At 66.8% G+C, this 7,676-nt stretch carries 4 protein-coding genes, 1 tRNA gene and 1 pseudogene; 1 reads left to right on the forward strand and 5 read right to left on the reverse strand.

Annotated features, from left to right (window positions below):
- Positions 1 to 1,555, forward strand: a 1,555-nt coding sequence (fxsT, locus tag ACJ73U_RS15425; RefSeq protein WP_407778305.1) for an FxSxx-COOH system tetratricopeptide repeat protein, incomplete at its 5' end; no start/stop codon positions are given.
- Positions 1,556 to 1,572: 17 nt separating this feature from the next.
- Here fxsT and ACJ73U_RS15430 read toward each other — a convergent pair.
- From ACJ73U_RS15430 to ACJ73U_RS15450, 5 genes and pseudogenes are all read right to left on the reverse strand, one after another.
- Positions 1,573 to 3,429, reverse strand: a complete 1,857-nt coding sequence (locus ACJ73U_RS15430) for an HEXXH motif domain-containing protein (protein ID WP_407778306.1) — start codon at positions 3,427 to 3,429, stop codon at positions 1,573 to 1,575.
- 2 nt (positions 3,430 to 3,431) lie between these two features.
- On the reverse strand, positions 3,432 to 3,623 hold the full coding sequence (locus tag ACJ73U_RS15435) for a hypothetical protein (protein ID WP_407778307.1): 192 nt from the start codon (positions 3,621 to 3,623) through the stop codon (positions 3,432 to 3,434).
- Between the two features lie 78 nt (positions 3,624 to 3,701).
- On the reverse strand, positions 3,702 to 4,406 hold the full coding sequence (locus tag ACJ73U_RS15440) for a Crp/Fnr family transcriptional regulator (protein ID WP_407778308.1): 705 nt from the start codon (positions 4,404 to 4,406) through the stop codon (positions 3,702 to 3,704).
- A gap of 635 nt (positions 4,407 to 5,041) precedes the next feature.
- Positions 5,042 to 5,117, reverse strand: a tRNA-Arg gene (locus ACJ73U_RS15445).
- A 621-nt stretch (positions 5,118 to 5,738) separates the two neighbouring features.
- Positions 5,739 to 7,676 (reverse strand): annotated as a pseudogene (locus ACJ73U_RS15450) (hypothetical protein); the annotation flags it as partial.

A 7,676-nucleotide genomic window follows, 5' to 3' on the forward strand; every position in this document is an offset into this window, starting at 1 on the left:
CGGCCTCGCGAAGCTCGACTACCGCAACAACACCCTGCAGTTGCACCGCCTGGTCCAACTCGTACTGCGCAACCGGATGGCCGAACCGAAGCTGCAGGCACAGATGGAACACGGCGCACACCAACTCCTGGCGAACCTCGATCCCAACGACCCGGAGCCGAGCAAGAACTGGCCGCTGTACCTGGACCTGCTCCCGCACGCCTACGCGGCAGAGGTGGAGAAGTGCACGGACGGTTGGGTCCGCCAGCTCGCCATCAACCTCATGCGCTTCCTCTTCCAGTGGGGCGACCACGAGGAGGCCGCAAGACTGGCCGAACGCGTGCTGGAGGAGTTCACCACGAGGCTGGGCCCGAACGACCCACAAACGCTGGAAGTCGCCCGCCGCCTCGGCGCGTATCTCTGGGTGTTGGGCAGGTTCGACGAAGCAGCAGAACTGAATCAGCGCACACTCGTTCGCCAGATCGAGGTCTCGGGTGAGAACAGCGAAGCGACACTGCGCTTCCAGTTCAACGTGTTGACCGACCTGAGGTCGAAGGGTGACTTCGGTGAGGCTCGGCGCCTCAGTGAGGACATCCTGCTCAAGTTCACCAGACTGGTCGGCGACAACGACCCGGAAACCCTCGAAGCCGCCCACCTCCACGCCATCAGCCTGCGGCACGCCGGAGACTTCGCCGCCGCTCTGGCGCTGGATGAGGCCACCTATCGCAAGAGGGTCGAGATCCTCGGCCGTGATCACCCACAGGCGTTGAGCTCCTTCGTCTCGGTCGTCCTCGACCGGCGTGAGCTGGGTGAGTACGCCTGGGCCAGGGTCGAGATGGAGAGGCTCGTCGAACAGGCGGTCAGGCAGTACGGCCCGGATCGCATGATCACCCAACACCGCAGCTACCTGCTTTCGATCGCCCGGCGCAAGAACGGTGACCATCCAGGTGCGATCGAGCAGTCCCGCCCCGTGCTCGACCAGTACCGCCACCGTTACGGATCCAATCACCCGAACACGGTGGGTTGTCTCCTCGCTTACTCGATCGATCTACGTCATGCCGACCAGCTGACCGAGGCCCGCCGGATAGGTGAGGAGGCGTTCGACAGCTACCGCGGATTGCTCGGCGAAGAGCATCCCCACACGCTCGCCGCGACGGTCGACCTGGCCGTAACACTGCGGCTCGCAGGTGACGCGGGAGGCGCGCGAGCACTGGACGAACGGGCACTGGAGGGACTGCGAAGCAGCCTCGGTGCAGATCATCCGAACGCGATCATCACTGGTATCAACCTGGCCAGCGATCTGGCCGCGCTCGGTGAAACCGATGCCGCCATCGAACTCGGCAAGGAGATGTCGGAGCGTTCCAGGGAGTCGCTCGGCCCCGACCACCCAACCACCTTGGCGGCAGTGGTGAACCTCGTGTTCGACAGGCGTGCCGCCGGACACGCGGATACCGAAGCACAGTTCTCCGACGTGATGAGCCGGTACCGCCGAACACTCGGTGACGACCACCCCGCGACGATTTTGGCATCTCGGGGCGTCCGGGCGAACTGTGACATCGACCCTCTGGGTTTGTGACGAGCGGCCTGGATCGGTCAGGCCATGACCTGACCGATCCAGGCCGCGAGCCGCTCCGGTGTGGGAACATCCGGTGCACGCGTACTGATCCGCCGTCGCACAGCGCGGACCAACTCAGGACAACTAGTCAGTGCTCGTGCCGCTGGGTTGGTACCGAGGGCGGCGAGGGCGAGTCCGAGACCCACCCAGGACGACACCCGATCGGAGTCGTTCGCCAGTTCTGCCCGATAACCGTGGACCGCATCGTGAAACCGTCCGGTCGCGTAGGCGAGATCGGCAACGGTGGCACCCGGCACCGACTGCCACAGCAGGGCAGGTACTCGGCGGTCACCACTGGTGATGCCCAGGCGAATCAGGTCGGCGCGTGCGCTGGACGGCTCGCCGTCCTGCACGGGAGTCGGTACAGGGTGAACCGAGGGTGGATGAACCGGTGGACGTGGTCGCGTTGCCATCCATGCCTCGGCCAAGGCGGTCACGGCCTGGTTGTCCGGCCTGACATGCCGTATGCGGAACCCCGCACGATGATCGGTCGTGACGGCGTCGGCAAGCCGACACAGTTCGTCCGGTACGTGCTCGTCCTGCCACGGCCCGAGTCGACTGGCGATGCCGTCGACGAACCGGCGGCCAGCGGAAGTCAACGCCGGGTCGTCACGCAGCGCTTCGAGCACGAGCCAGGCATGACTCCGTGACAGGGCGAACTCGAACGAGGCGCGTCGCGACAGATTTCCGGTCTCCGCTCGCGCCATCGCACGCCAGAAGGCTGCGATGCCGAAGAAGGCGTAGACGCCTTGCAGCGCCCCGCTGAGTGGTCGGGGGTCGGGCCGCCACGGCACGTAGAACCGTTCGCTCGGGTCGTCTTCGTACAGCCCGACCACGTGCAGGACGCCGCCGAGAACGATGTGCTGAAGCTCATGGACAAGCGTGGCTGCCAGTTCGGCACCATCCACTGGCCGGGCGACGAGCGCGCTGCCGAACGCCTCGCCTGTCGACGCGCTCGCACTTCGGAACACAACGGCAGGCATCGGCACGAGCGAGTCGAGCCCGGCGGAAAACGTGTCGGCGAGATCGGGAAGGTCACGGTCGAGGAGCCGCCATGCCTCCCCGATGAGGTCATCCCACGACCCGACCTCGGCCGCGTCGAGGCGTCTGGGCCGCACCGGTTCACGCAGGCCGCGATAGGGATCGAGATCATCGAGCCGAACAGTGAGGCGCCGCCGGCCAGCTGATGCCGTTACCCGTCGGATGCTCCACCAGTCTGGTGTGTCGGCGTCAAGACGGTCAGGGAGGACCACCCGCGAGCTGCCGTGCCTGACCTCGATCCGCCTACCATCGCTGCGCACTTCGGCTACCGAATGGGGTTCGATGACCGGGAAGCGAGCGAGCCCCAGGGTCGGGAGGATGGCGCCGCCCTCCCATACGGGTACGGAAATGTGGAAACGCAAGCCGGCGTGGATGGCGGCGGCCGCCGCGATGGAGTGGAGATGACCGACATGCATCCATAGCGGACATACCCCGGTGATTCCGTTGCGCAGCAGCCGAATCGTGTAACCGGCCCAACTTCCGAAGTAGGGATGCGCGAGCACGTGGTCGAACGCCGTGGGGGCGGTGGCTTCCACACGGGCCAGGAGGTTCCACGCATCCTCCGGCGACGGCAACTGACCGAACAACTCCGGTGTTTTGGTCACCTCGTCCAGCAAGGCGCGTGACAGCAGCAGTCGCCTGCTGCGTTCGACGCGGCGCAGGTGTCGGACCACGTCGGCTCGGACTTCACCTCGCGCCAATTCGTCGAAATGGGTCCACGGCAGCCGGTGGAATGGAGTCGTTGTCAGAACATCCTGACTCTCGACCTGTTGACGAGCTTCTCCGGTGGACATGGCTAGTCGATGCGCTCTCCTTGTCCCTCCGCGGCGCTCGCATAGGACACACTCAATTTTTCTGTTCGCTTCATGGCGTGATGCATGGCGTGGAGGAGGGCTGAACTGTTCAGTTCGCGCAACCGGCCAAATGAGATGGTGCTGAGGTCGATGAGTTCGGATTCGATGCCTGGGTCGGTGTCGGTGGAATACATGTCTCGAGTCCCTCCCGCCCGCTGCGCGGGTTCACCGCGTGAATACATCATCGCGTACGGTAGCGAATTCTGGAAGGCCTAGGTGTCCGACGGGTAGCTGCCCGCGGCCAGTTCGCGGAGAAGGTCCGCGTCCAGGATTGTCACCCGGTGGCGGGCGGTCGCGACCACCTTGAGCCGTCGTAGTTCCTCCAGGCCCCGGAGCAGGGTGCGGCGGGAGACCCTCGCGTACCCGGCCAGGTCGTCGTGCGTCACGTTGAGGTTCACCTCGCCGACGTTGGCCCACTCAGGGGAGTACTGGACCGACAACTCGAGTAGGACCGCCGCGAGGCGTTGGACGAAGTCCGAGCCGCCGGAGTCCAGCCGGAGGCGGTCCGACTGGTGTAGCCGGATTCCCGTGGTGCGGAGGAGTTCCTGGGCGATGTGGGGGTGTGTGGTCAACAGTGTCACCAGCCGGTCCCGGGGCACGACCAGGGTGCGGACATTGTCCAGTGCGGTGATGGTCGCGGAGCGGGCCAGTTCGCTGATGGGGGACAGTTCACCAACTATTTCGCCTGGGCCGCGGGCTGCGAGGGGAGCGTCGTCCCCCCGATAATTCCGGGCGGTGATCTTCACCCAACCGGCCAGGATGACGTACATGCCGCTCGGCGGACTGCCCTCCAGCGCGAGAATTTCACCGGGGAGCCATGTGCGTTCGTAACCGCATTCCCGGAGGGCCGCACGGTCGGCCGGTGTGAGCCGGTACCACGCCCGGCGCTCCTCGCCCGTGTGCCCCGATGATGTCATCGGTGGGTCTCCCGCGGCCCCAGCCGCAGTATTCCGCTGAATGTGCCAGTTGGCATATTACCTGTCCGCCAACTTTGTCAGCATGGGCACGGACAAAAATCATCTGAATCAGGAGCGAGTGATGACGAGTCACTCCAGGGCGACGATCCACGCCGACTGGGTACCCACCTCCCACGCCAGCATCCCCACCGCGTTCCCACCACATCCGCCTCTGCAGTCCGGCGGTTGGTACCGCGCCGCGTCGGCCGAGTCGCCCAGGCCCGGGCGACTTCCGGTCGTTCCCCGCACCACCAGGTCCACCGGTGCGGCCGTCGCGCTCAGCTCGCTGTTCGGGCCGCTCGGACTGTGTTACCTGTCTGTCGGCGCGGGGCTGGCCGCGACCATTCTGGCGACAGTTCTCATCGGGATGGCCGGTCCCGCCGCCCTGCTGTTCATCTACCCGCTGTCTGTCACAGCGGCGGTTTGGGGAATGCGGCAACGCAAGCCATGGAGGCGGTGAGGCCGAACCAGTACCCGACGCCGACCGCAAAAGCGCGACGGTAGCCAAGCCGAACGGCCGCGAGACCCCGTGAGTGAAAGATCCGCCACGACGATCACCGAACCGGACCTGGGCGGGCTTGGCCGCCCAGGTCAACTGGCGCCCCCGGCAGGACTCGAACCTGCGACCCAGAGCTTAGAAGGCTTCTGATCCTCGTAGACACCACCATCTACCAGCAACAATAGTAACGGAACCAGCCGCACCACGCTCCACAACAACATCGACACACTCGGGTTCATGCCACAACAGATGCCACGCCGCGTGGAAGACCAGCAGTTGATCTTGACTACGGAATGTAACTGCTGACAGGGTTGGTGGGCACAGCTGCTCGCGAGTACGGCTTGGCGAATCCCCTTCCGTGATCTGGGCCCGGAGCTGTGGCGGCGGGGGCGACCTGAGGCGCGGACCCGTCGCTCGCCCACCGACCAGGAAGCGACCGGACGGGAGCACGATGCGCGCCTGCGGGCTGAGATCTCGATGACCGCGCTGTCCGTGCCGCTGGAGCCGGCCCCTCCAGGCGATCGCCACGGAAGACCTGGGCGGTCGTCTTGCGGCCGGCGGCGTCGCGTCGGGGATGACGTCGTTGAGGATTCGTCGGGTGCAGCCGCTCACTCGTGGGATGTTCCGGTCGGCAGTTGGAGCATGGCTACACCGTCGTTGGTCGCGATGGCCAGTCGGTGTTCGGGAGCTGTGGCTAGAGCGGGCCCTAGATCGTCGTGAGTCCGATCGTCACCCGCCTGGTGGGTAAGATCAGCGGTTATCCGTGATCGATCGGCACTTCGATTCGTGATGGGTTACTTCGGTGGGGCGATATCGATGACTGCGAACCCTGCGGTGCCTGCGACGGTTAGTACGTTGGCTTCGCTGTGGGGCGAGTCATGGCTGAAGGCAAGGGTGGAAATGGTCGCTCCCGCCACTACTCGAGCGACCTCGTGACCATCGAGATTCCAGAGGCGCACAGTCTTGTCATCGCTGCCGGTGGCGAGCAGGGTCCGGCCATCACGGACCGGCGCCGCCGCCACCGCGAACACCTGCCGGGTGTGTCCGGTGATCGGGTCGCCGATCTGGGTTGCGGTGGTGGGGTCCCACAACCGCACCGTCCCATCGCGGCTGCCGGTGGCGAGCAGGGTCCGGCCGTCGGGCATCGGCACCGCCGCCACCGCGGACACCGCTCGGGTGTGTCCGATGAGCGGGTCGCCGATCTGGGTTGCGGTGGTCGGGTCCCACAACCGCACCGTCCCGTCGAAGCCGCCAGCGGCGACCAGGGTACGGCCGTCACGCATCGGCACCGCCGCCACCGCAAGCACCCCGTCGGTGTGTCCGGTGATCGGGTCGCCGATCTGGGTTGCGGTGGTCGGGTCCCACAACCGCACCGTCCCGTCGAAGCCGCCAGCGGCGACCAGGGTACGGCCGTCACGCATCGGCACCGCCGCCACCGCGAACACCGGCCCCATATGTCCGGTGAGCGGGTCGCCGATCTGGGTGCCGGTGGTGGGGTCCCACAACCACACCGTCCCGTCGTCGTAGCTGCCGGCGGCGAGCAGGGTACGGCCGTCACGCATCGGCACCGCCGCAACCGCGGACACCCCACCGATGTGGCCGGTGAACGGATCACCCACCTGGGCGCCGGTGGTCAGGTCCCACAACCGCACCGTCCCATCGCGGCTGCCGGTGGCGACCAGGGTACGGCCGTCGGGCATCGGCACCGCCGCCACCGCGTTCACCCGGTCGGTGTGTCCGGTGATCGGGTCGCCGATCTGGGTTGCGGTGGTCGGGTCCCACAACCGCACCGTCCCGTCGAAGCCGCCAGCGGCGAGCAGGGTACGGCCGTCACCGATCGGCACCGCCGCAACCGCGGACACCCCACCGATGTGGCCGGTGAATGGATCACCCACCTGGGTTGCGGTGGTGGGGTCCCACAACCACACCGTCCCATCGATGCTGCCGGTGGCGAGCAGGGTACGGCCGTCACGCATCAGCACCGCCGCAACCGCGGACACCCCACCGATGTGGCCGGTGAATGGATCACCCACCTGGGTTGCGGTGGTGGGGTCCCACAACCGCACCGTCCCATCGATGCTGCCGGTGGCGAGCAGGGTACGGCCGTCGGGCATCGGTACCGCCGCCACCGCGGACACCGCTCCGGTGTGTCCGGTGAGCGGGTCGCCGAACTGGGCGCCGGTGGTCGGGTCCCACAACCACACCGTCCCATCGAAGCCGCCGGTGGCGAGCACGGTCCGGCCGTCACGCATCGGCACCGCCGCCACCGCAAGCACCTCGCCGGTGTGTCCGGTGAGCGGGTCGCCGATCTGGGTTGCGGTGGTGGGGTCCCACAACCGCACCGTCCCATCGCGGCTGGCGGTAGCGAGCAGGGGTCGGCTATCACGCATCGACACCACCGCCACCGCGGACACCGCTCCGGTGTGTCCGGTGAGCGGGTCGCCGATCTGGGCGCCGGTGGTCGGGTCCCACAACCACACCGTCCCGTCGTGGCTGCCGGTGGCGAGTTGGGTTTTGTGGTCTGGTGCAGTGAATGGGGTGATGGCTGTGATGGGGGTGTGGTGGTTTGTGAGGACGTTGTTGGCCAGTGTCCAGTGGGCCCAGCGTGGGCGGAGTCCTGGTGGGTGGATGGTGGGGTTGGGGGGGAGTCCGGCAGTGGTGCGGGCGAAGTCGTGGGTGAGTGCTCGGGAGTGGGGTGGGGTGTCGGTGAGGAAGGGTTCGATGCGGGCCCA

The organism is Actinophytocola sp., assembly GCF_045807065.1.
Lineage (GTDB): Bacteria > Actinomycetota > Actinomycetes > Mycobacteriales > Pseudonocardiaceae > Actinophytocola.